The sequence below is a fragment of the Clostridium manihotivorum genome (genome assembly GCF_004015185.1).
GTDB classification, from domain to species: domain Bacteria; phylum Bacillota; class Clostridia; order Clostridiales; family Clostridiaceae; genus Clostridium_AR; species Clostridium_AR manihotivorum.
Window position 1 is genome coordinate 3,693,518 of sequence record NZ_CP025746.1, and the last position, 24,944, is coordinate 3,718,461.

General features: G+C 32.1%; 15 protein-coding genes. 5 read left to right on the top strand and 10 right to left on the bottom strand.

From position 1 onward, the window contains the following. The first annotated feature begins 3 nt into the window (after positions 1-3). Positions 4-507 carry a GNAT family N-acetyltransferase gene (locus tag C1I91_RS16705; protein ID WP_128213878.1) on the top strand — a complete coding sequence of 168 codons (504 nt, stop codon included), beginning with the start codon at positions 4-6 and terminating at the stop codon, positions 505-507. Positions 508-555: 48 nt separating this feature from the next. Here C1I91_RS16705 and C1I91_RS16710 read toward each other — a convergent pair whose 3' ends face one another. The 3 genes from C1I91_RS16710 to C1I91_RS16720 all read right to left on the bottom strand — a co-directional run bounded on the left by C1I91_RS16710 (position 556) and on the right by C1I91_RS16720 (position 4,251). Continuing rightward, positions 556-1,911, bottom strand: a complete 1,356-nt coding sequence (locus C1I91_RS16710; protein ID WP_128213879.1) for an MATE family efflux transporter — start codon at positions 1,909-1,911, stop codon at positions 556-558. A 391-nt stretch (positions 1,912-2,302) separates the two neighbouring features. Next, the gene (locus C1I91_RS16715; protein ID WP_128213880.1) at positions 2,303-3,415 is read right to left on the bottom strand and encodes an alpha/beta hydrolase family protein; all 1,113 of its coding nucleotides are present in this window, start codon (positions 3,413-3,415) and stop codon (positions 2,303-2,305) included. A gap of 284 nt (positions 3,416-3,699) precedes the next feature. Next, complete coding sequence (locus tag C1I91_RS16720) at positions 3,700-4,251, bottom strand: DUF6143 family protein (protein WP_128213881.1); 552 nt, start codon at positions 4,249-4,251, stop codon at positions 3,700-3,702. Positions 4,252-4,502: 251 nt separating this feature from the next. Here C1I91_RS16720 and C1I91_RS16725 point away from each other — a divergent pair, with 251 nt between their 5' ends. Further along, a complete protein-coding gene (locus C1I91_RS16725) occupies positions 4,503-4,715 on the top strand; it encodes a hypothetical protein (RefSeq protein WP_128213882.1) in 213 nt (70 codons plus the stop codon). A 275-nt stretch (positions 4,716-4,990) separates the two neighbouring features. Further along, complete coding sequence (locus C1I91_RS16730; RefSeq protein WP_128213883.1) at positions 4,991-6,172, top strand: hypothetical protein; 1,182 nt, start codon at positions 4,991-4,993, stop codon at positions 6,170-6,172. Here the strand turns inward: C1I91_RS16730 and C1I91_RS16735 are convergent. After that, positions 6,139-7,199 (bottom strand): IS630 family transposase gene (locus tag C1I91_RS16735; protein WP_128211767.1). Its coding sequence is split into 2 segments (ribosomal slippage): positions 6,139-6,947 and positions 6,947-7,199, totalling 1,062 coding nucleotides; the frame shifts between segments, so codons are not numbered across the junction. The two genes, C1I91_RS16730 and C1I91_RS16735, sit on opposite strands and share 34 nt — an antisense overlap. Before the next feature lie 206 nt (positions 7,200-7,405). Between C1I91_RS16735 and C1I91_RS28260 the strand changes: the two genes are divergently transcribed. After that, a complete protein-coding gene (locus C1I91_RS28260; protein WP_164880567.1) occupies positions 7,406-7,558 on the top strand; it encodes a hypothetical protein in 153 nt (50 codons plus the stop codon). 192 nt (positions 7,559-7,750) lie between these two features. Here C1I91_RS28260 and nadC read toward each other — a convergent pair whose 3' ends face one another. The 4 genes from nadC to mraY form a co-directional block, all read right to left on the bottom strand. Beyond that, positions 7,751-8,587, bottom strand: a complete 837-nt coding sequence (gene nadC, locus C1I91_RS16740; protein ID WP_128213884.1) for a carboxylating nicotinate-nucleotide diphosphorylase — start codon at positions 8,585-8,587, stop codon at positions 7,751-7,753. Further along, entirely contained in the window at positions 8,568-9,875 is a 1,308-nt protein-coding gene (locus C1I91_RS16745) for an L-aspartate oxidase (protein WP_128213885.1), read from the bottom strand. The genes nadC and C1I91_RS16745 overlap by 20 nt, the downstream gene beginning before the upstream one ends. Positions 9,876-10,012: 137 nt before the next feature. Continuing rightward, a complete protein-coding gene (nadA, locus tag C1I91_RS16750) occupies positions 10,013-10,912 on the bottom strand; it encodes a quinolinate synthase NadA (protein WP_128213886.1) in 900 nt (299 codons plus the stop codon). Positions 10,913-11,021: 109 nt separating this feature from the next. Then, positions 11,022-11,981 (bottom strand): phospho-N-acetylmuramoyl-pentapeptide-transferase, encoded by a 960-nt coding sequence (gene mraY, locus C1I91_RS16755; RefSeq protein WP_128213887.1) that lies wholly within the window; start codon positions 11,979-11,981, stop codon positions 11,022-11,024. A gap of 200 nt (positions 11,982-12,181) precedes the next feature. Here mraY and C1I91_RS16760 point away from each other — a divergent pair, with 200 nt between their 5' ends. Further along, a complete protein-coding gene (locus C1I91_RS16760) occupies positions 12,182-13,027 on the top strand; it encodes a helix-turn-helix domain-containing protein (RefSeq protein ID WP_238475810.1) in 846 nt (281 codons plus the stop codon). Positions 13,028-13,197: 170 nt separating this feature from the next. Here the strand turns inward: C1I91_RS16760 and C1I91_RS16765 are convergent, their stop codons facing one another. Further along, the gene (locus tag C1I91_RS16765) at positions 13,198-17,103 is read right to left on the bottom strand and encodes a family 43 glycosylhydrolase (RefSeq protein ID WP_128216026.1); all 3,906 of its coding nucleotides are present in this window, start codon (positions 17,101-17,103) and stop codon (positions 13,198-13,200) included. Positions 17,104-17,647: 544 nt separating this feature from the next. Next, complete coding sequence (locus tag C1I91_RS16770) at positions 17,648-24,793, bottom strand: LamG-like jellyroll fold domain-containing protein (protein WP_128213888.1); 7,146 nt, start codon at positions 24,791-24,793, stop codon at positions 17,648-17,650. Positions 24,794-24,944 lie beyond the last annotated feature (151 nt).

Consider the following 24,944-nt stretch of genomic DNA (forward strand, 5'->3'; position numbering starts at 1 on the left):
TTAATGAGTATGATAAGATATGCAACAGTTGATGACTTTTATATTCTAGGCACAATTCACTGTAATTCATGGAAGGTAGCTTATAAAGACATAGTCCCAAAACAATTTTTAGACAATATTACAGTAGAAAAAAGAGCTGCATACTTTGAAAAAGCATTAAGAGAAAAAACTGAAACTGACGCTATACTATTCGATACATCTGAGCCTGTAGGCTTTATTACCTTTGGTAAATGCAGGGATAAAGATAAAGCTAATGATTTTGGGGAGATATGGGGACTTTATCTTTTACCTAACAGATGGCGAAAAGGTTATGGAAAAGAGCTTATGAATTTTGCCATAGAAGCTCTAAGAAACTTAGGCTTTAAAAAAGTATCACTTTGGGTTTTAGAAGAAAATCTAAGTGCAATTAGATTTTATGAAAAGCTTGGCTTTTTATTTGATGGTACAGTTAAAGAATTAAATATCGGTAAAGCAATAAATGAGTGCAGGTATGTAAAGACCATATAGAAAAAGAGCTTGTATATTACATATAAAAATGTTATACAAGCTCCTTTTCTATATCTGCTTTTTCTGCCATCTTCCACTTCTATAGATTATGTATCCATATATACATACGATTAAATTGCTGAAGGACATAGAGAACCATATTCCTATAGGCCCTATATTGGATAGATACTTAAATAACAGTATCATAGGTAGTCTTACAAACCATAATCTTCCTACCTCCATATTCATTGAGTATCTTGTATGTCCAGAGCCCTGGAACACACCTTGATAGATACTAAATAGTCCCATTAAAGGCATTGAAAAGGATATATAAATTAGATAAGTTATTCCTTGTGAAATAACTGATGGATCATCCTTTGATTGAATAAAGAAGTTAATAATAGGCTCATCCTGCCATATCATAAGAATACATCCTATTATTGAAAATGTCATTGTAAGCTTTACGGCCTTTATAAAAGCTTCCTTAACCCTATCTATTTTATTTGAACCTAAGTTTTGTCCAACGATTGCCGTAAGAGCTGCTCCAACCCCCATAGCAGGTTGCATTATAAGTGAAGTTATTCTATTTACCATCCCAAAAGCTGCTATTGTTGCTGTCCCATAAGAAGCTATAAAACCATTAAGAACAATGAATCCTAAGGCCGAACCAGATTGTCCAATAGCTGAAGGTACCGCTACTTTAAAGATCCTTTTTATTAAAGGAACATCAAATTTAAAATTCTTGAAATTAGGCTTTACCTGTGATTTAGATTTATGAAGTATATACAAACCAACAAATGCTAGCACTGCTTTAGCTATAAGTGTTGCAATAGGTGCTCCAGCCATTCCTAGTTTTAATCCAAATATTAAAATTGGATCTAATATAACATTTAATATGACGCTGCAACCACTTAATATTGTAGACATAAGTGTATTCCCCTGAGAATTCATTATGGCATTAAAACTGAAAAAAATAAAAGTAAAGGGCATATCTAAAAAGGTAATTCTTAAAAATATCTTGCTGTAATAAGCAAGGTCGCCTGTGGCGCCCATTAAGGTTATTATAATTGGACTTATTAGATACCCTAAAGCTGAAAATATTACTGCACATATTACTGATATTACTATAAGTTGAGATGCATATCTTGATGCTTTCTCATATTTTGATGCCCCTATAAGCTGTGATAAAAGCGAAGTACCAGCTATAGACATTCCTGCCCCTATGGAAATAAACAAAAATATAACTGGCCAAACAAAAGATGTGGCTGCAAACTGAACAGAACCAAGCTTGCCAACCCAAATTCCATCTACCAGATTATATAATGTTTGTATCAAGTTGCTGATCATAATTGGTAAAGATAATGTTATGATTACTTTATACATGCTTCCTTTAAGTATAAGATCTTTACGTTCATCTGTATTCATTTGTGTCCCCCTAATATTTTAGCAATACAATAATAAATTCTATCAAAAATATGGATTATATTCTAGTAGTTAATACAAAAAATTTATCATTAAAAATATTTTTCATAATTATAGGCTTTTTTGCTTATCTATCTTTATGAATAAATATGATAAAAATTTAGTAAATTTGCTTTTCGTAATGGTATGTCTTAATACTCCATCACCCACATTTTTTGAATACATTCGTATAGGGAGTTAAAACCATAGCTCTAAGCCCTGTTCTACTTAAAAATGGTAGTTACCATCTAAAGAGTACTAATTTTATCTCTGTGAAAAGATCCCATAGAAAAATGAGAGGCTTAGGATTCACAAAGAAACAGACCTCTCATTTTTGTAATACTTATACTCTACGCTACCAAGAAGTCAATTCAAAGGTATCATCACTAGGTGTATAGGTTGAAGCTCCTACATCCTCACTCCAATAATACTTTGGCTGCATCATAGAAAAAATATTTAGTGTTGATGCACTGGCTGATGGAGCTGTTGAACCTACAAATACAGAATTATTCTCTGCCTTTGGAGCGTTAAATGCCATGGAATAGAAGTACCAATCTCTAGCATATCTGTGCTTGTTCATTTGATTTATAAATGGAATGAAATTTGAATTTACTTCTGTAAAACAAGTAAGTTTTCTCATTCCTTCATTTGCATCTCCTATGAATAAATCATTTATATTGCTTGTCTTATATTCTTCAAAAGCGATTCCCTTACCTTCAAGATCAGTAACATATTCTCTGCAAACTTCACCAGTCCATCTATTACTTAGATAGCTTTTTGCATCCTTTGACCAAAATGGATCAAGAAGAGCTACTCTATTGGGCTTAAGTTTTGACGAGATAGTTCCTTTATCTATACCATCGGAAATAATCTTTGTTGTATTAATAGCCATTTGACCACCTAGTGAATGTCCAACTATTCTTATTTCACTACCATTATAATTGCTTAAAGCACTTTTATATTGATCAACAAATAGTTGGGCTGCTGAAACTGTTGGTAAATTAGTAGTAACATAGCTTCCATCTGATTTTCTCCATCTCATCCCTTTTGGTCCAGAAGTTGTCCAGATTTTAGCCTCAGCATCTTTAAGTTCTGATTCGTCGGAAAATTGGTTCCAATAGAATATCCCAATATTCCATCCTTTATCAATCCAATAATCACAACTGTTCACATCTTGACCATAATCAGGATCCATTTTGCTTGGATTAAAGGATTCTCTATATAGCTTAGTTGTTGAATTGTTTTGCCATCCATGGATATAAAGTACCGTAGGCTTGTTATTATCAAAGTATTGGTTGTTTTGACCTGGTATAAACTTCTGACATACATTTCCTTTTCCATACCAATATATAGATGCATCTAATTTAGTACCATCACCATCATAAGTTGATGCAAATGCCTTATGTGGAATTAATAAAATGGCAAAGAAAAATAAGAATAAGGTTAAGGACTTTAATATTCTTTTCATAATTACCTCTCATAATCTAATTATATAGAATTTCTAAGGTAACTTAATTGCTTGATTTTTATTGCAATAAATAATAAACTATTAAACTTACCATATGTAAATCTTATTATATAATTTTTATCATTTCCAGTATTCTGCAGTTAATTTTACCTTAATTTACCTTCAATTAATGTTTATAACAAATCTTAAATCATCTTAACTCTCTCTTGATTCCAAAGAGAAATGAAAAGTGATGCAAATATAAACTTGCATCACAAACTATAAATATAAAATAGGAAAGATAATTAACTCTTACAACTCTTTATACTTTCTTCAGACCAACCAAAAGCAAAAATTGCTTTTAAGTGTTGGTTAGATTTTGCTTTTACGAATGCTCCATAGCATCCTCCTGGAGGAACTATAAATTTACTGTCTTCCTCTGTTACTATTGTAGAATCTACGGGAATCATTCTATCGTAAATATTGACTCCTCCTTCAGGATGATTACACACTCCATCGTTTGAATATATTATCTTGCCTCTTGGAGTAGTTTCCAGGCAAGGAATAGTATTGGTAGAAGTAAACTTACCTGATCTAATCCCCTTTCCAGGAAAGTCAGTATTTAGCCATATTTCAGCTAAGAATGAACTATTACTCAAGTTTGTTACAGTTAACACGTTAACAAATATATTAACACCTGATTCAGGTGGATTATATAAAGCTCCCCATATATTAAGACCATCAGAAGAAACTATCTCAGTTTGTCCAACATAATACTTACCTTCAACTGCTTTATAAAAAACATTCGATAAAGCTACTACTTTTGTTGGCTTACATAAATCGTTATCTAATATCAATCTAACACCTTCTCATTTGTTTATATTTAGTAAAAAGTTCTATAAATCCATATTCTTTAGTGAGCTTTTTACATTTTTACATAATTCTCTTCATATATTATATTCATAGAGCTACTAAAATGTTCTTTGATGTTTATTCTTAATTTTTTCTTAAATTGCCGTTATTTTATTACTAACCTAATACTTTATGCTAATATAATAATATGGTTAAATCATTAATAATAAATAAATTTGAATGAATGGTGATGGAAATGATTATAGGATTTGTATTAATGACATTATTTCTGATTTTTGGTATATTGATCAAGTTTACAAAATTTGTATTCGGAGCTGTTTTCGGAGTAATTGGAGCGGTTATTGGAACAATAGTGCTAGTATTTGTAGGAATTCACTTATTGTTTGCTTTACTACCAATAGTCCTAATTGTATTTTTAATTTTAGCTTGTCGTAAGATGATAAGATAGATTAACTGTGTTCAAGGCTTGTTGTCTTATATTCTTAGATGACAAGCTTTTTTAATGTCTGGGAAAGTATAAAATTTTTGAATAGCTAAACCTAGTAATATCAAGGGCTTATAACAGCTATTTAGGCTAGACAGTAAAAATACAGATCATATTCGCCTGCCTGATTTTCCTCATATACCTTCGGAAAGGCAGATGCGCAAAAAAGCTCACTGAAGGAGGTCGCTTCAGCAACTTTTTTATATTCTTATAAATTAATTTTAGTTAGGGGGACTACTATGTTAGAATCAGAAAAAGAAGTATTAGAATATGAATTGCCATATAAGCAAAATTGCAGGCTTAAACTATCTACACATATATTATATATTGTTTTAATTGCATTTTTTACTTTAGGAGCCTTCTTTTTCCCTACAGATGACAATGAAGCATTAGTTCTAAAAGTGTTTTTTATATTATTTACCTTATTCCTTTTAATTTTATGGCTATACATGGGCATATTAAAAAGAAGTTATTTAGAAATAACAAAAGAGTACATTAAGACTGGTTCTCTATTTGGCAGCAAAACTATAACTTGGGACAAAGCTGCAGATGTATCCATATACAAACAAAATCATAACACTATGATAGGTATAATAACTAAAGAAAAGCTCTCTAAAAGAAAGGACTCCTTAGGAACTTTATTCAGCGATTTATTTGGAGGTACCTTTTCTCTTGCCATATCATTGATGATATATCCTGATATAGATATTGAAAGACTTTACCTCACTATATCCAATAGAATAGAGTCACAACTAAATAAAGAGGCTATAGAAAACCAAACGAACTTAACTGATGAAGATACAATTGATATCCAAGAGTACCAAAAGAAAAACAGTAGTTTTCTTATATCTTTATTTAAGTGTATTTTCGCCTCTTTTGCTATAGGAATATTATATGGTTATTCTATGTATTTCTTTAATAAGAATTTTTTATTAATTCCTTTGATAGGCTTAATAATTATACTTTATTTATATAATAAAAATTATGAAGAGCGGGCAGTAAATTTTGTATTTAGGCTATTGATTGGTCTAACTTGTACAATCCAGATTTTTGTTGCAGATATGCTATCAATTTATCTAACCATGAAACTTCCCCTACAATTAGACTACATTTCTGAATTCTTACGCTACTATTTTAAATACTTGCTTAGTGTAAATGGTGTAATGGTATTAATAATAGCCTTTGTGCTTTTTGTTGTTGGAACCTTTCAAGGATATCAAACAAGATTACAAAGACAATTAAGTAAGTTTAGAATGAAAAAGATAGGTAATTACTACTACAAGAAGGATGGTAATAGAATATTAGTTTATTTAATTGATCCTGCAGACTTCGATGATACAGATCCAGAAAATCAAATAGCTATAATATATATATTGCAAATTGGTTTCTACAATCTAACACATAGCCTGTCTATTGTTTGAGTAGGAACCTTATTTATGTTACTTATAAACTTTTGAATTGCAGTTCTAACTTGTGGCAGAGATTTATAAAAGACATTGTTAATAACAGATGCCTTTAGCCATCCCCATAACCCCTCTATAAGATTCATTTCTGGACTATACGGTGGTAAAAACATCAATTCAAGCCTATCTTTAACTCTATTAAGAAATGGCTGAATCAGCTTTGCATGATGAATCTTAGCATTGTCTAATACCACAACAATTTTTCCTTTTGGATACTGCTTAAGTACGTTTTCTAAAAAGTCATTAAATATCTTAGCGTCATATCTTTCATGTTCCTCGCAATATACGTTACCAGTCTCGTAATCCAATATTCCCATAAGTTTAACACCTGCATTTTTACCGAACGTAGGAATTTTCCTTTGTTGTCCTCTTATAAACCAGCTCTTTTGAATTGCTTGATAATCTCTAATCATTGATTCATCTTCAAATAAGATGGTATCAACTAAGCCATTGAGGCATTTTTTTAAAGCTTTAAAGTCACTTTTAAAAATTTCTTGCTTTTCTTTATCAGCTTTCGCTAAGACGTAAGTAGGTCTAGTATAACTTAAATTTAATCTATGAAGTACATATGCTATTCCTCTATGTGACATATTTATATTAAATTCTTTAATAACCCATTGCCTCACTAATTCAATAGTCCAATTCATTTTAGATTCGAAGCCTACATCTTCTGGAGTTTTTGTAGTTATAGTTTCTACAATGAGCTTCTCTTGAAGTGAATTGATTTTCTTTGTGCTCCGCCGCCGTGGCCAATATTTAATCCATCTATTCCTTTTGATTTATAATTTTTTATATATGTAGAAACAGTATGTTCTTCTAGATTCTCCATTTCAGCTATTTTTCTATTTGTAAATCCATCAAAATGCTTAAGTAAAACAGAATATCTTTTATATAACCTTGTGTTTTTAGTCTTTTTTAAAGCTGATTTTAACTCGTTTATATCATCTTCATGCCCAGCAATCTTATTAAGAATCAAAATATCCATATTTAAAACCTCGCTATAATTTTTATTTTATATTCTAGTTTGGATATTTTAGTTATCTTATATTAATGGATGTTCTTACCTAAATATCATATCGAAATTTTCATCTTGCAACATATATATATAAAAACTGCCTAGTTGAAATATATAAAAATAATATAAAAGCCTTTTATATACCTTGTCATATTATTAAGGAAATGAATGTAACTATGATTTATAACAATATTTTAAATATCAATAATACAGACTACTATAGTATAAATTTAGGTGGTACTGATAACTTTCAAAACTATGTTTTCCCTTGTGTACTAAAATGTATTTCTTCTATGAAGGTAGCTGTTATAGAGCTTCAGGTTAAATAAAGTTTTTCAAATTAATAAGCTCTATTTTGAAAATGTATAGAAAATACTATGCTAATTATACTTAAAAATAAAATATAGCCTATAGAGTAGACGTTAAAAAAATTACTCTATAGGCTATATTAATGTATATTTTATAAAAAACTGCATGGACTGCTTATTATAAATATACAAAATCTATAAATAAAATAAATACTAATGAAGTTTCAAATTCTTTAGGCTCAAATCAAGTATATTAAAGGAATGTGTCAAGGCACCAGAGGATATATAATCCACTCCTGTTAAAGCAACTTCTCTTATATTTTCAATAGTTATATTTCCTGAAGCCTCAGTTAGCGCTTGTTTATTTACTATTTCAACTGCTTGCTTCATTGTCTCAATATCCATATTATCAAGCATTATTATATCTGCTTTTGCCTCAAGAGCTTCGTACAGCTCAGCTATAGTTTCAACCTCAACTTCTATCTTTCTTACAAAAGGAACTTCATTTTTAACTAGAGCTACAGCGTTCTTTATTCCTCCTGCAGCAGCTATGTGATTGTCCTTTATAAGAACTCCATCACTAAGACCTAGTCTATGATTTGTTCCTCCGCCTACCTTTACTGCATACTTTTCGAATATTCTCATATTAGGAGTAGTTTTTCTTGTATCCAATAACTTAGTATTAGTTCCTTCAAGCTGATCTACATACCTTCTAGTAAGTGTAGCTATGCCACTCATTCTCTGTAGAAAGTTAAGAGCTACTCTTTCACCAGTCAAAACCACATCACTGTTACCGCTAACCTTTGCAATAACCTGACCTCTTTTAACTTTTTCGCCATCTGTAGCAAAAAATTCTACATCAATTGGCCCTAATATCTCAAAAGCTCTCTTAAATATCTCCAGTCCAGCTATAACCCCATCTTCTTTAACTATCAGGTCAGCAGTACAGTACTTAGCTTCTTTTGTTATAGCCATGGTGGTTATATCTCCATAAGGTGCATCTTCCTTTATTGCACTTTTTAAAATATCATCATAAAGCAACCAATTCATTTATAATATCTCCTCTAACCTTCTTTATTTCTTCTTGTAACACAAGCGATAGATCATTGCTGTAATACTCTCTGTCTCCTTCAACCCTCTTAACTAAATCTTTATATATAACAGTATAAGGTAAAAGATTATTATTTATATAATTCACAGCCCTGTTAGAAAAAACTAAAGACTCCAATAATGAATTACTTGCCAGTCTATTAGCTCCATGTAAGCCTGTAGAACTTACCTCTCCAGCAGCATAAAGATTTTCCATTGAAGTTCTACAATACATATCAACTTTTATGCCCCCCATAAAATAGTGCTGCGCAGGAGTTACTGGAATTGGCTCTTTTGTAATGTCTACGCCTCTGTCTAGACAGCTTCTATAGATATTAGGGAATCTCTTTTTTACAAAATCCTTGTCTAAGAAACTTACATCAAGATACACATGTTTAGATTTACTTTTAAATTCTTCTTCAAGTATAGCCTCTGTTACCTTATCTCTAGGCAACAGTTCATTAACAAATCTTTCTCCTGCCTTATTTACTAATCTTCCACCTTCTCCTCTTACCGCTTCGGATATTAACAGTCTTCTCTTATCCTTTATATCCTCGTAAAAAGCTGTAGGATGAAATTGTATATAATCTAGATTCTCAACTTTAATATTGTTCTTAATAGCTATAGCTAAGCCATCACCGCTTATAGAATGAAAATTAGTAGAGTTTTTAAAAAGTCCACCTATACCTCCAGTTGCTACAACTACAGCTTTTGCTATTATATTTAGCTCTTCCTCTCCATGAATAGCTAAAGCTCCTATACATTTATTCTTAACAGTGAGTAAATCAGCAAAAAAACAGTTTTCAACTATCTTAACATTTGATTTTTCTCGTACTTTTTTCGCCAAAACCTTGTGAAGCTGTTCGCCGGTATTATCATCACAGTGGACTATCCTATTGACGCTATGCGCTCCTTCTCTAGTATAAATAAGTTGTCCATCCTTATCTCTATTGAATGGAACCTCTAATTGTTCTAGCTTATCAATAGCATTCCTAGATTCTTTAACTAAAATCTCAACTGCTTGTCTTCTATTTTTGAAATTGCCTGCTACCAAAGTGTCCTTAACATAAGTCTCATAGTCCTCTTCATTTCTAAGCACTGATATGCCGCCTTGGGCCAAATAACTATTACATTCGTTTAAAGTATCTTTAGCCAATACCATAACATCTAAATCGTCTCTTAAATTTAAAGCAAAATTTAAACCTGTAACTCCAGCACCTATTATTAATACATCAGTATTTAGTATCATACTTCTACCTTCCTTCAAAGTTTAAAACTATGGTGTCTTAAAACACCATGTTGAAATTAAGTGATTAGTGCTATTATGTTTTAATTACAATAATTCTCTCATAAATAGACTATAAAACTATGTTAATTAACTTAGACTTATATTGAATGCATCTTCATAAGACAACTATGTGCTTTAACTCTCAACTCTTCATCTAATTCAATTATATTCTTGTCGTATAAAAGAGCATCTCTAACATCATTTAGCGAAGTTTTCTTCATATTTATGCACATTAAACCACCTCTAGGAGTAAAGAATTTTTTATCTGGATTTCTCTTTTTTAATTCATGAAGTACACCTTCTTCAGTGGCAATCAAAAAGTTCCTTTTATCACTAGCTGTTGCAAAATCAATTATTTCTGAAGTGCTGCCTACAAAATCAGCTAAATCTCTTATTTCCTTTTCACACTCTGGATGAGCAAGAACAACTAGTCCCTCGATTGCTTCTTTTGCTTGTAAGACTTCATCTTCTCTAATTCTCTTATGGGTTATACAGAAGCCTGGCCAAAGTATAATTTCTTTATTAGGAACTTTTTCTTGGATATAAGAAGCTAAATTTTTATCTGGAAGAAAAATAATTTGGTCATTTTCTAAAGAGTTTATTATCTTTAAAGCATTGGAAGATGTACAACAAACATCACTAACAGCCTTAACTTCTGCTGATGAGTTTATATAACATACAACAGCAGCCTTAGGATATTTTTCTTTATATTCTAATACCTTTTCTGCAGTAGCCATGTCAGCCATTGGACACCCTGCATCTAATGCTGGTAATAAAACCTTTTTATTAGGTGAAAGTATTTTTGCACTTTCAGCCATAAATTTAACACCACAAAATACTATGGTGTCCTTATCTGATTCCTTTGCTATTTTACTTAAATAATAAGAGTCACCTATGTAATCTGCTACTTCTTGCACTTCGGGTCTTTGATAATAATGTGCAAGAATGATAGCATTCTTTTCCTTTTTAAGTTTTTGTATTTCTTCAGTTATAGTCATAATATTCACCATTCCTTTACAGATGTATATACACTAGCATATATAAAATATACCATTATATTGCTTCTCATTCAAGTAAAAGGTTAATTTTATGTTAAGTTATGAGTTTCTAAAACAGTAAAAATGCAAATAATCCTACTATGCATAATACAGCTGTTGCTAATGAAAATAGAGTTACTATATATGTCTCAGAGTAACCTGAAAGTTCGAAGGAATGATGTATTGGTGCCATTTTAAACACTCTTTTTCCTGTAATCTTAAAGACAAATATCTGGATAAATGTAGTTAAGGTTTCTATCATATATATTCCTCCTACCACAGGTATAATTAAAGGAAGCTTTAATACAATAGCAATGGAAGCAATAAATCCTCCTAAAGCAAGTGAGCCCGTATCCCCCATGATGATCTTAGCAGGATATAGATTAAATCGTAGGAAACCTAATAATGAAGCAACTAGTGCTGAGCAAACTACTGCTAAGTGACTTTTCTCACTTAACAAACATACAGAGGTAAAAAATGTTACTACTAACATTGTAACTGTACCAGCTAAGCCATCTAATCCATCAGTTAGATTAACTGCGTTAGTGACGGTTGTGTAGAAAAATAAGATAAAAGGTATATAGAATACTCCTAGATTAATTGCCTTTCCCATAAATGGTATAATTATAGCCCTATCTAATGCTAACTTATGAGTTATAAAATAACTTAAATATAAGGAGGCACATCCCATTAAAATTAACTTTTGCAATATAGTTAATCCCTCATTTTTCTTTTTGAAGGTCTTTAAAGCATCATCTATAAATCCTATGGCACCAAAAATTAGAAAGGAATATAGTACAAATTTCACCTCATTATTAAAATCCTTTACCATAATAACAGAGGTTACTACAGTAGCTAAAATGAATATGAATCCACCAAAGTGAGGTGTTCCTGCCTTTTTTAAATGTTCCTTAGGCTGACCTTCTCTTATGTATTGTCCAATTTTTTCTCTTCTTAAAAAAGGGATTATTAATCTCCCTAAAATAATTGATAAAAAGAACGAAAAAATTATTGAAGTTAATAATTCCATAAAATATTACATCCTTTCATAACTTATAATTTATGATATTAATTATGTAGTTCTTTAAAATCCATAATTATGGTAATATATAAGAAGTTATTACTCAATAATTCTATTTAAAAATACAACAAACTTGAATTAATAATGATTTAACTTGAATATTATTCAACTTAAACTTGAATTAAAATAGAAAACACGGAGGTCGTAAATTGGATCCTAAAATACCTTTTGAAAATAATAATAAACAGAGTGAAAAATACATAAGCAAAACTTCAACGTCACTAAGTGACTTAAATAAGATAAAGTACATGAAAAATACACTTTATGAAGATATAACAAAAGTATTTACATATAATCTAAAGAAACTAATACAGCTAGAAGGAACACAAAAGCAATTGGCTAAGAAAATTGGAGTATCTGAGGATTTACTATCGAAATATAAATCTGGAGATGCATTTCCTTCCATAGAAACCTTACTTTTTATCTGTAAAATTTATAATCTTCAATTAGATAGATTTATAAGTCAAACCCTTTCTGCAGTTGACATAGAAACTATTGAAAAAGGCATAGACTTAGAAACTAATATGTTTGATAAACAGTATTATTGCTACTTTCTATCCACAAACATAAGCAAAGAAGGTGCTATACATGAAGGAATTATAGAAGTTGACGGAGATAAAGCTTTTTTCAAAATCCTATTTGGAAACTCTATAATGAAAAGCTTCTCTGGTAATATAATCACTTCAGAAAAACTTCTATCCTTTAATTTATATAGCAGAGAAGATGGCATCTGCTATATAAATATGATAAAACCAAATGTAAATAAGGAAAATTATATTGGAGGTCTTTCACTACTTTTCTTACCTTCAGATGCAAATAGTAAACCTTGCTGTCAGAAACTTCTGATTAGTAACAAGAGAATTGATAGAACTGATTATTATGAGGCCTTAAAGAACATTTTAAACTTTCAACTAGATACAAATAATTTCGGCAATATTAAGCTCTCCTCCTATGAGGATGAAAAAGCCTATAACTTTATTGAACAGCTAGATTAGAATAGAGGCTTACCAATTAATAAATATTATTTTTTCCACCTTGATTTAAGATCGTTTCCCACAATGCTACAAAACTTTTCTGGCATATAAATGTCTAAAGAAAAAACTCGCTGAAGAATGCCTTCAACGAGTTATCCATTATATTAATATTTTCTTTAAGTAATATTTCTCTAAATCATCTTTCTTCTTCTAGTAGTAACTGCAGCTATGCCTAAAGCTATAAGTGCTAATCCGCTTAATAACAATAAGCTGCTTCCTGCTAAGCTACCAGTCTTAGGAAGAACTGTGGCTCCACTAGCATTACTTGTACTTGTAGATTTTTCAGCTATTATAAATTTACTAAAATGAGGTGTTTTAAAGGTTACCTTATTGCCACTAACTGTGGATTCCATAACTTCATATTTTTTAGTACTTTCATTATAATAAAATACTCCCAAGTTATTTTTATCTAATCCTTTAAGCTCATCATCACTTAAATTTATAGTTATTTCAGCAGACCCACTTGCAAAATTGTGAATTGAAGTGTTTGAGCTGTTATCTACTACTTGAAGCTCATATCCAAAAACCTTCTTTAATCCCTTTATGTTCTTTGTTATATCACCGTTACTTTCTACTTTTGTTCTTAAAACAATTTTAGAACCAGCTTTAAGTAATGTCTTTTCGATTGTATTAAAAGGTAGCTTAATGCTCTCATAGCTTCCTAAATTTATAGTAAGACTTCCGCTACCATCTCTAATAGAAGCTATATCACTTATAGTCAATTCAGTTATATTATTAGCTGCTTTATTATCCAAATTAATAACATTTTCGCCATTTTTATTATCAACAACTTTTACTTCCACTGGTAATACATTGTTTGAAACTGATCCCACAACTACTTTTTCACTGCTTGCTGAAGTATTTCCATTAGTAGAAATACTGTTATCTGTAGTATTAGTATTTCCATTGGTACTAGTATTTCCTTCAGTTCCTTTATCAATTATAGCTATGTCACTACCTGTTTTTGAACTATCTTCACTAGGCTTAGTACTGTTATCTCCTGGCTTAGTTACTTCAGTACTTGTGTTGTCTACAGGATTATTATTTACTCCTGGGCTTGTGTTACTGCCATTATCTTTAACTTCAGAAGTCTGTCCACTGATATTTATATCTAAGAAGGCTGTGACTGCTGAACCGTCCTTTGCAGTTGCTACGACTCTAACAACACCATCTTTAACAGCAGTTAACACTCCATTATCAGATATTGCTGCAAGCTCTGTAGCTTTGCCTTCAGAATCAGTTACAGACCATGCTACTGAGTTATCACTAGCGTAATCTGGTGTAACAGTAGTAGAAAATTCTAACTTTCCACCTTTTTCTGTTATATTAGTCTTATTATCCTTAGCTGTGATTTTTATATCTGTTACCTTAGTTTTAATAGCTTCGATTTGCTTACCCCAAATTTCTGTATTGTCTTGATTATATCCAGTATAAACCAAGGTTGGTCTCCAGTTTTCGAAGTCCCAAGCCGGTAGTACCTTCACAGTATCAACCCAATACTCTCCAGGTGCATTTACTGGATCATAATAATGAAGTTTAAGCACATTATCTCCAGAAAGCTCCCAGTAATTCTTGCTTGTTTCATCGTTTATCTTACCATCAGCATATAAAGTAATGTCATTAGATGTAAGTTTATTGTTGTTAAGTCTATTTTGAACTATTGTTTGCCACTTTCCTGCAATTAAACTTTTATCTACTTTTTGCTCTTTCTCTCCAGCATATCTTTCAGGAGATACCATTGGCTTACCATCTTCAGTCCAAACTATTTTCCTTACTTGTAAATATGCCCAGTTCTTATCAGCTCCACCTCTTGCATGGTGTACTAGATAAAAATCTCCATTATCATTAAGAACTGAGTTATGACCAGGAGCAATCCAACCTGGATCATTGCCAAAGGCATAGCTGCCTATAAACTTTGTTCCTATATCATATAGATTAGGTGAAGTAGTATCTAAAAGTGATCTTCCATTAAAATCAGTATATGGTCCATCGATACTATCAGACCAACCTACTCTTACATTGTAGTCAGTTGCAAGATCGTCATAGGACATAAAAAGATAATACTTTTTAAATTGAGGATTATAAATTACATAAGGTGCTTCCATATTCTTTCTATTGCCAGTAGCACCTATTTGTTTGCCTTGTCCCGGTGTTACAAGTTTTCCAGTAGCTTTATCTATTTTAGATACAAATATACCTCCGAAATAAGAACCGTATACAAGGTGTAAATCACCATTGGCATCGGTAACTATATTAGGGTCTAAGGCATTATCTTTACTTACACCGCTTTTAGTCTTGTATACTTCTCCTTGATCTGTCCATGGCCCTTCTATTGACTTACTTGTAGCAAGGCCTATAAAGGAATTATTGCTACCAAATTCTGAAACTGTATAGTATAGATAATATGTATCATTTACTTTAGTTACATCTGGTGCCCACATGTTGTCTGCTTTAGGTGCCCAAGCTTTAGCTGCTGCAGGTATGTCGCTAAATACTCTTCCAACCCATTGCCAAGTAATTAAATCTTTAGATTTTCTTACCTGAAGTCCAACACCAGTAGGACCTCCAACTTTATAATCTGTTGAAAATACATAATACCAATCTCCGTCCTTATAGATTGATGGATCATGAGTATTATTTGCTCCCCAAGCTGATTCATTATTTATGTTCTCTACATCGTACATAAGTTGTTCAGCTGGTGCGCTTGGGCATATCTCTGCTAACTTTTTATTTTCTACATCATCTTGGTTTGTAATATTTATATTAAACTTAGCCGTGATTTCATTATTATCTTTGGATGTAGCTGTAACAATTATATTTCCGTTCTTTCTTGCTCTAACTACTCCGTTTTCATCAACAGTTGCAATATTAGTTGCTTTTCCATTGGAATCTGTCAATGACCAAGTAACATTTTTATCTGTAGCATTCTCTGGTAAAATACTAGGAAGCACTTGTAAAGTTCCACCTTTTGTATTTATTGAACTCTTTCCATCTTGCCCATTTAGAGTTAAACCGTTTACCTTTTGCATAACCGTAACTTTTAAGGTTCCATAGACTTTAGCATCACTATCTAATGTAGCTATTACATTTACAGTTCCGGTTTTCTTACTCTTAAGTAAACCATTAGAATCAATCTCTGCTATATCAGTATCTTTGCCATCCAAACCTTTGACTGACCAGTTAACTTTTTCATCTGTTGGTCTTACTAATGCTGATATCTGTAAAGTATCTCCTATGGTTCTTATCTTATTTTCTGAGTTGCTGCTGCTTAGTTCTATTGTCTTATCTACTACAGCATTGCTAAGACTAGCTACTTCTTCTTTTGATAATGCTCTATTATATATTCTGAATTCATCTAGCTTTGCATGTAAGTAAGGATCTGCAAACTTAGATTTACCTATATAACTTTCAACGGCATTTTTCAAATCACTAGGTTTATTTGTAACATCATTCTTTCTAGATACTTCAGTTCCATTTTCATAATATATTAGTGTATTATTTGATAGAGTAACTGCTATGTTAATCCACTGATCATTAACTTGCTGACCAACTTGTCCCAAATCTTGAGGACTAGAATTTGCATTTAAACCTATATGTCTATTTTTACTTAAGAAAAAGAAGTTATTTGTATCTTTTCCTAAGTCAAAAACTCTTTCCCAATCTGATGAGTTACTGCTATACTTTATCCATGTAGTTATAGTAATTTCATTTAGATCATCTAAGAAATTACTTGGAAGTTTCACATAGCCTTTTCCATCTAAGCTCAAGCCTTTGCCAAACTTTCCATCATCAGCAATATTGGCTGAACCGACTAGCGTTCCTACGTTGTTGTTTCCAGAAACATCAGAAATCACATTATTTTTGCTTCCTTCAAAGGTATAGTAAAGCTTAAGTCCATTCTTTAAATTATCTTCCGAACTTATGTTACTGTTTACAGCAGTGTCTTCATTGGTAGCAGCCTTTACTAAAACCGTACCAGAAAAAGTATTTAAAACTACAACTAATGAAGTAATACAACTTAATACTTTTCTAAACAAATCTCTTTCCCCCTATAGTAGTTAATCAACTGTATTTTTTTGACCTCTTCCTTTTCACAAAAGAACTAAATACCACCACCTTATGGTTAATTGTTAGAAACCAGTGAAAATCTTTTATCTCTATAAATTGGATAATTACATACAAACCAATTTTAAAATTATTTATACTAATAAAAGATAACCACTAAATCAATACTTGAAAAATAATAAGAATTACTACTATAGCTAAGCTGCGATTATAACGTTTACATGTTATTCATAAGATTATGTTTATCTTTATTTAAACCATTTCACTTGTTTCTAAACAAAATTATATTAAAGTTATTTCTATAAGTCAATTTATTATTTAGAATCATTTCAATTATTTCAAAAAACCATATAACAATCGCAACCACATAATCAAATTTCTCACATTTTATACATTAATTTTTTGATTTAAATAGCAAAAACTTTATACTGTTCTAAAATATAAGACAAAGGAGCCCTTAAGTCTGCCTTATTGTCTTCAGCATTATTAAGAGCTCCTTACTTTTATTTAGTTTTATTATTTTGTATGCACAGTTCTTCTTCTCTTAGTAAATATAGTAGCCGCACCTAAGATTATTAATAAAAGCCCTGAAAATAATAGTAAGTTACTTCCTATTAAACTTCCTGTCTTAGGAATAGTTGTAGCGCTATTAGTAGTTGTTGCAGTATCTTTATCTTTCTCAGCTATAATGAATTTACTAAAATGTGGAGTCTTAAAGGTTACCTTATTGCCAGAAACTACTGTATCCATAACTTCAAATTTGTTTGTACTTTCGCTATAGTAGAATACTGAAATATTATTTTTGTCCAATCCTTTTAATTCATCATCACTTAGATTTATACTTATTTCAGCAACTCCATTTGCAAAGCTATGGACAAAAGTGCTAGTTCCATTATTTATAACCTCTATTTCATAGCCAAATATCTTTTTAACACCTTTGATATTCTTTACCAAATCGCTAGCTGAGTCTATATAAGTTCTTATAATAACTTTAGCACCATCTTTTAGTAAAGCTTTATCTATTAAGCTGAATGGTAACTTTATGCTTTCATAACTGCCTAAATTAATAGTAAAGCTTCCAGTGCCATCTCTCAAAGAACTTATATCCGCAATAGTTATTTCTGTCTCGTTTTCTATAGCTTTAGAATCTAAACTTATAACATTTTCCCCATTCTTGTTGTCAATAGCTTTAATTCCTACAGGTAATACTCCCTTTGAAACAGCTCCTATAACTATCTTGTCACCGCCATTATTACTGTTATTGTCATTGCCTGTTGCACTTCCATTATTGCCAGAGCCATTATTGTTATTGCCTGAATTGTTATCTCCGCTAGGATTTGTGTTATTGCCTCCAGGATTATTGTTTCCTCCTGGATTAGTTCCACTTCCATTGTCACTTCCACTGTTTGACTGTCCGCTAATCTTAATATCGATGGTTCCAGTAACTCCTGATCCATCATTTGCTACAGCTGCTACTCTTACATAACCGTCTTTTACAGCGGTTAACACACCATCTTCAGAGATAGTTGCAATATCAGTGTCATTCCCATTAATATCTGTAACCTTCCAAGATACTGTAGAGTCAGTTGCATAATCAGGAACTACAACAGCAGTAAATTCTAGTTTTCCACCCTTATCTGTAATTTCTGTTTTATTAGTTTTTGAAGTTACTTTTATATCAGTAAGCTTTGTATCAATAGCTTCTAACTGTTTACCCCATATCTCAGTGTTGTCTTGATTATACCCAGTATAAACCAAAGTAGGTCTCCAGTTTTCAAAATCCCAAGAAGGAAGTACCTTTACAGTATCAATCCAATAATCTCCTGGAGCTTTTCCCTGATCATAGTAATGAAGCTTTAATATATTATCCCCAGTTAATTCCCAATAGTTTTTACCATTTTCATCATTGATTTTTCCATCTGGGTACAAGGTTACATCCTTAGAAGTAAGCTTATTATTATTTAGCCTATCCATAACTATGGCTTGATATTTGCCAGCTATCAAACTCTTGTCTATCTTTTGCTCTTTTTCTCCTGCATATCTTTCTGGTGAAACCGCTGGTTTTCCATCCTCTGTCCATGCAATTTTTCTCACTTGTAAGTAAGCCCAATTCTTATCTACTCCGCCTCTTGCATGACTAACAAAGTAGAAATTACCATTATCATTTAGTACTGAATTATGCCCTGGAGCTATCCATCCTGGATCATTTCCAAAAGCATAACTTCCAATAACTTTTGTGCCTATATTATACAAGGAATTTGTGTCTGTAGGAGTATCCATAAGTGATTTACCATTAAAATCTGTATATGGCCCATCAATCTTATCTGACCAAGCTACTCTTACATTATAGTCACTTGCCAAATCATCATAAGACATAAACAGGTAATACTTTTTAAACTGAGGATTATAAATAACATATGGAGCTTCCATGTTCTTTCTCTTACCTGTTGCAGCTATCTGTTTACCTTGACCTGTAGTCTTAAGCTTTCCAGTAGTTTTATCAACCTGAGAAATGTATATTCCTCCAAAGTAAGATCCATACACTAGCCATAAATCTCCATTTGCATCCTTAGTTATATTTGGATCTAAAGCATTGTCAGTATTAACTCCGCTCTTTGTTTTATATACCTCTCCTTGATCAGTCCATGGGCCTTCAATTGACTTGCTTGTAGCTACTCCAATAAAGGAATTATTAGTACCAAATTCCGATACTGTATAGTATAAATAATAAGTGTCCCCAACCTTAGTTACATCTGGTGCCCACATATTGGTAGCTTTAGGTGCCCAAGCCTTTGCAGAGGCAGGTATATCATTAAATGCTCTTCCTACCCATTGCCAAGTAATCAAGTCCTTTGACTTTCTTACTTGAAGTCCTACACCTGTAGCTCCTCCTACCTTATAATCAGTGGAAAATACATAGTACCAGTCACCATCTTTATAAATAGATGGATCATGAGTATTATTAGCTCCCCAAGCTGATTCATTATTTAAATTATCAACATCGTATAAAAGCTGTTCAGCAGGAGCTTTAGGACAAATTTCTGCTAATTTTTTATTATCAACTTCATCTTGATTAGTTATATTTACTATAAGTTTTCCTACTGCTCCAAAGCTATCTTTTGCTGTAGCTAATACTATTACAGTACCATTCTTTCTTGCTTTTAATAGACCGTTATCATCAATTGTTGCAACATTTGTGGCTTTGCCCTTATCGTCTGTTAAAGACCAACTTACAGCTTTGTCTGTTGCATTGTCAGGTAAAGCAGCAGCTTTTATTTGTAAGGTTCCACCTTTTGCATTTATGGAACTCTTACCATCAGCTCCACTCAAGGTAAGCGAGTCTACTTTTTGAACTATAGTAACTTTAGTTATTCCATAAACTGTTGGATCATTTTTTAAAGCAGCAATTACATTAACACTTCCAGCTTTTTTACTTGTTAAAAGTCCATTGCTATCTATTGAAGCTAGGTCAGTATCTTTTCCGTCTATTCCTTGTACAGACCAAGTAACAGCTTCATCTGTAGGTCTTACCACTGCAGACATCTGCAAAGTACCGCCTATTTGATTTATCTTGTTATCTGGGCTACTACTAGTTACTTCAACGGTTCTTTGAGGTACTAGCTTACTTAATAAAGATATTTCATCACTTGATAATGCTCTATTATAAACTCTAAATTCATCTACATTTCCGTGCAATAAAGGATCGCTAAATTTAGATTTACCTATATAGTTTGCAAGTGAACTCTTGAGATCACTAGGTTTATTTTTTACGTTAGCTTGTCTAGCTATTTCCACACCATTTTCATAATATATTAAAGTATTATTGGCCAAGGTAACTGCCACATGAATCCACTTGTCATTCACCTGTGCTCCTGCTGGTTGCAGATCTTGAGGACTTGAATTCACATTAATACCAATATGCTTATTCTTGCTTAAGAAGAAGAAGTTATTAGTATCCTTTCCAAAGTCAAAGAGTCTTTCCCAATCTGCTGAAGTAGCACTATATTTAACCCAAGATGAAACTGTAATATCATTTAAGTCATCAAGAAGATTATTTGGAAACTTCACATCTCCATTACCATCAAGACTTAAACCTTTTCCAAACTTGCTTTCATCTGAAAGCTTCGCTGAACCTTCCAAAGTTCCAGCATTGTTATTTCCTGAAAGATCTGTAACTACATTATCTTTACTGCCGTCAAAAGTATAATATAGCTTCAAACCATTCTTTAAAGTATCCTCTGAAGCTGCTTGGTCTACCTTTATTCTTATCACTGCAACAGAATTAGGTCTTGCATTATAATTAAAGCTTTTTGAGATTCCTGTTAATTTATTTTTAACTGAAGCTACCTTAGTTTTATCTAAAAAAGAGTTTTCATCTAATTGGCTACCTGAAGTTATATACTCTTCAGAAGCTTCAGAAGCTACTTTATCTACACCATTTAGATTTATTTTAACTTCTTTAGGGTTTGTAGTTGTGTTAACTACTTTTAATATAACTTCATTTGTATTTTTGTCATAGCTTGAAGAAGTGTACACGTCTTTTTCCTGTTGTTGCTGGCTATAGCTATTAGTCAACACTCCATCAATATAGCAATCTATCTTACTACCATTTACAACAATCTTAATATCATATTCCTTGCCAGTTACAACATTACCTGAATGGCTGGAATCTGCTTCACTTACCACTGACTTAGTACCATTAGTAGCCTTTTCAATAACTGTTCTTGTATTGTTCCAACCTCCTACATTTAACCAATAGAAATTGTTTGTATCCTTTGCACCTACACCTATTAGGAAACCTTCGTTCCCACTAGTCTTCTTTGCCTTTAGCGATAAGGTATAGTTGTTCCATTGGTCATTATTTATATATGTTCTAGCATCTTCAAGCATATCAGTTAAAACTAACTTACCATCTTTTACTGTCCAGTTGCCTTTATTCTTTTGCCATTCTGGCTTCGAAGTACTAAAATCATCGGAGAATATTGTGCTATTATCTTTATTGCTTGTAACTGAAACGTTATCATATTCTACTCCTGTATTCCAAGAGCCAAGAATAATTCCACCAGCTATATCTGATCCTAGCTTACTATATCTATCCATGGATGATTGTAATAGCTGTGTACCGAGATTATTACTGAATAACTTCTGTACATAGTAATCAGGAGTTCCATAAGCTTCAGTTCCATTGAACCATATCATGTTTGGACTCCATTGATAATCATCATATTTACCAAATAATGGTGCATAAGATGCCATCTTTACTACATCAGAATTCTTTTCAAGTCCTGTTAAGTATGCTGCTTCTGACAAAGCTGATCTTAAATTGTTGCTTTTAGAAGCATACTCACCAACGAATACTTTTGCTCCATTTCTGTCATAACTGTCATATCTATGAGTATTCTCTAAGAACCATTGTGGATCCATGTAATAATGCTCATCAACTATACCGTCGTTAACTTTTTGCTTTACCCAGTTCCAAGCATTATTAAAATCACTTCCACTAGGTGATGGCCCAGAGGTTGTAATTAATGTTATATTTGGATATTTAGCTTTTATTGCTGCTTGGAAAGCTTCAAATCTCTTATAATACTCTGTTCCCCATTGCTCATTTCCTACAGCTAAATACTTTAGATTAAATGGCTTAGGATGTCCACTAGCTGCTCTCTTAGCCCCCCAAGTGGTTGATGTATCACCATTTGCATACTCTATTAGATCAAGGGCATCTTGAATGTATTTATTTAGCTCATCTCCCAATGGAACTCTATAAGTGGTGTTATTAGCATCTCCTCTTGCTTGGCAAGTCATTCCAACGTTTACAACAGGTAAAGGAGCTGCTCCTAAATCTTCACAAAGCTGAAAATATTCATAGAAACCTAATCCATAGGATTGATAATAACCCCAAAGATCTCTGTTAACCTTTCTCTCTTCAATGTTGCCTATTGTATCCTTCCAGTTGTACATATTTTCTTTGGAATCGCCTTCCACTATACAACCACCAGGGAAACGCAAGAACTTTGGTTTTATATCTGCAAGCATTTGTACTAAGTCTTTTCTTAAACCATACTTTCTACCCTTCCAAGTATCCTCTGGGAATAAAGATATCATATCAAGATCAATTATTCCCTTATCTTTCTTATAAACAACTAACTTAGCTTTTGCGCTATCGGCTTTAGCTGTCAAGGTTTTTTCATATTTTGTCCACTTATCTGAAAAACCGTTAATAGTTATGGTATCAGATATTGCTGTTCCATCATCTGTTTCAAGCTGAACCTTCAAATCTCCTGAGGATTTATCAATGTCCTTAGCCCACACTGAAAAATCATATTTACTATCTTTCTTTACAGTAACTCCCTTATATCCGTCATTTACTGCTCTGTAACCGTCCCCTGCTGATGTAGAGCTAAATTCTATATAATGCTTATTATTTGCATTTAGTGGATTGTCGCTTTTTACTGTAGCAGTTCCATCGCTTGTACCTTTTTTCTCAAAGGCCCATGATTCAAGTGAATTACTAAACTCAAAGGAGTTATTTTCTACTAATTCAGCATATAATCCACCATCTGCACCATGGTTTATATCTTCAAAGAAAAGCCCAATCAAATCATTGCTTATATCAAATTTTGATTTATTAGCATCTACATTTAAAGAGTAATTAGACATGTTCTTCGGCAATATAGTTACATTGAATACTTTGTTATCACTTACACTACCCTTAGTTAAAGTAGCTGTAAGCGTTACTTGAGCTGTTTTATCTCCATCAGTGCGAGTAACTATTCCTTTTGAGCTTAATAACTTTTCATTGCTGGAACTCCAGTTTATAGTCACTCCGTTAGCTGCTGAAGTAGGTAAGTTTAAATTACTAGTAATTTCACTTAAATCTCCTAAATCTAAGTTACTCTTAGCATTTTCAACAACTTCTTTATCAGTGACACTTGTCATCATCAAGCTATATACTTCATCTTTAGATAAGGCACGATTATATATTCTAAATTCATCTATCTTTCCGGTAAGATTAGGATCAGCACTAAATTTAGACTTTCCAATATAATTTTCTGTAGCTCCTAAAAGATCACTAGGCTTATTCTTAACACCTTCAGCTCTTGCAAACTCTACTCCATCTTCATAATATATCATTTTACCATCTGCTAGAGTAACGGAGATATTTACCCACTTATTGTCTGGAATAAGATCCTTTGAACCTGGACCTTCTACACTTCCTTTTACAGCAAGATTACAAACTCTATTTTTGCTTAAGAAAAAGTAATTTTTTGTATCCATACCAAAATCAAATATTCTTTGCCAATTTGCGTTATCAGAACTATTAAAGTTAACCCAAGTAGATATGGTTATATCATTTAATTTATCTAAAATTCCATCAGGCAGCTTCACATATCCCTTACCATCTAAACTAAGTGTGTTGCTTACCTTTCCACCCTCTGTAATTTTAGCAGTTCCTCCAAAAGTCCCATCATTGTTGTTTCCAGAAACATCTTTTACCTTATCAGTTGTTTTTTCATTGAAATCATAGTTGAGCACGAGACCTTTTTGCAAATCATCAGTGGTAGCCTTATCTGTTGTAGTAGCCTTAACAACCACTGCACCAGATAAAGTGTTTAATGCTACCACTAAAGAAGTAAAGCAACTTAATACCCTTTTAAACAAAGCTCTTTCCCCCTATAGTAATTATTTTACAAAAACTTAAACTAATATAATATCAGCCTCTTCTAGCAAAAAGTATATACCACCTTCTTCTATGTTAATTAGAAACCAGTGAAAAGCAATTATAGAAATATACTTCTGTGACTTCTCATTT

Excerpts from the sequence above, each read along its gene's own strand:
- C1I91_RS16745 (WP_128213885.1), bottom strand. The coding sequence starts at position 9,875 with ATGATACTAAATACTGATGTATTAATAATAGGTGCTGGAGTTACAGGT.
- C1I91_RS16710 (WP_128213879.1), bottom strand. The coding sequence starts at position 1,911 with ATGAATACAGATGAACGTAAAGATCTTATACTTAAAGGAAGCATGTAT.
- C1I91_RS16705 (WP_128213878.1), top strand. The coding sequence starts at position 4 with ATGAGTATGATAAGATATGCAACAGTTGATGACTTTTATATTCTAGGC.
- C1I91_RS28260 (WP_164880567.1), top strand. The coding sequence starts at position 7,406 with ATGATTTATAACAATATTTTAAATATCAATAATACAGACTACTATAGT.
- C1I91_RS16730 (WP_128213883.1), top strand. The coding sequence starts at position 4,991 with ATGTTAGAATCAGAAAAAGAAGTATTAGAATATGAATTGCCATATAAG.
- C1I91_RS16715 (WP_128213880.1), bottom strand. The coding sequence starts at position 3,415 with ATGAAAAGAATATTAAAGTCCTTAACCTTATTCTTATTTTTCTTTGCC.
- nadA (WP_128213886.1), bottom strand. The coding sequence starts at position 10,912 with ATGACTATAACTGAAGAAATACAAAAACTTAAAAAGGAAAAGAATGCT.
- mraY (WP_128213887.1), bottom strand. The coding sequence starts at position 11,981 with ATGGAATTATTAACTTCAATAATTTTTTCGTTCTTTTTATCAATTATT.
- C1I91_RS16725 (WP_128213882.1), top strand. The coding sequence starts at position 4,503 with ATGATTATAGGATTTGTATTAATGACATTATTTCTGATTTTTGGTATA.
- nadC (WP_128213884.1), bottom strand. The coding sequence starts at position 8,587 with ATGAATTGGTTGCTTTATGATGATATTTTAAAAAGTGCAATAAAGGAA.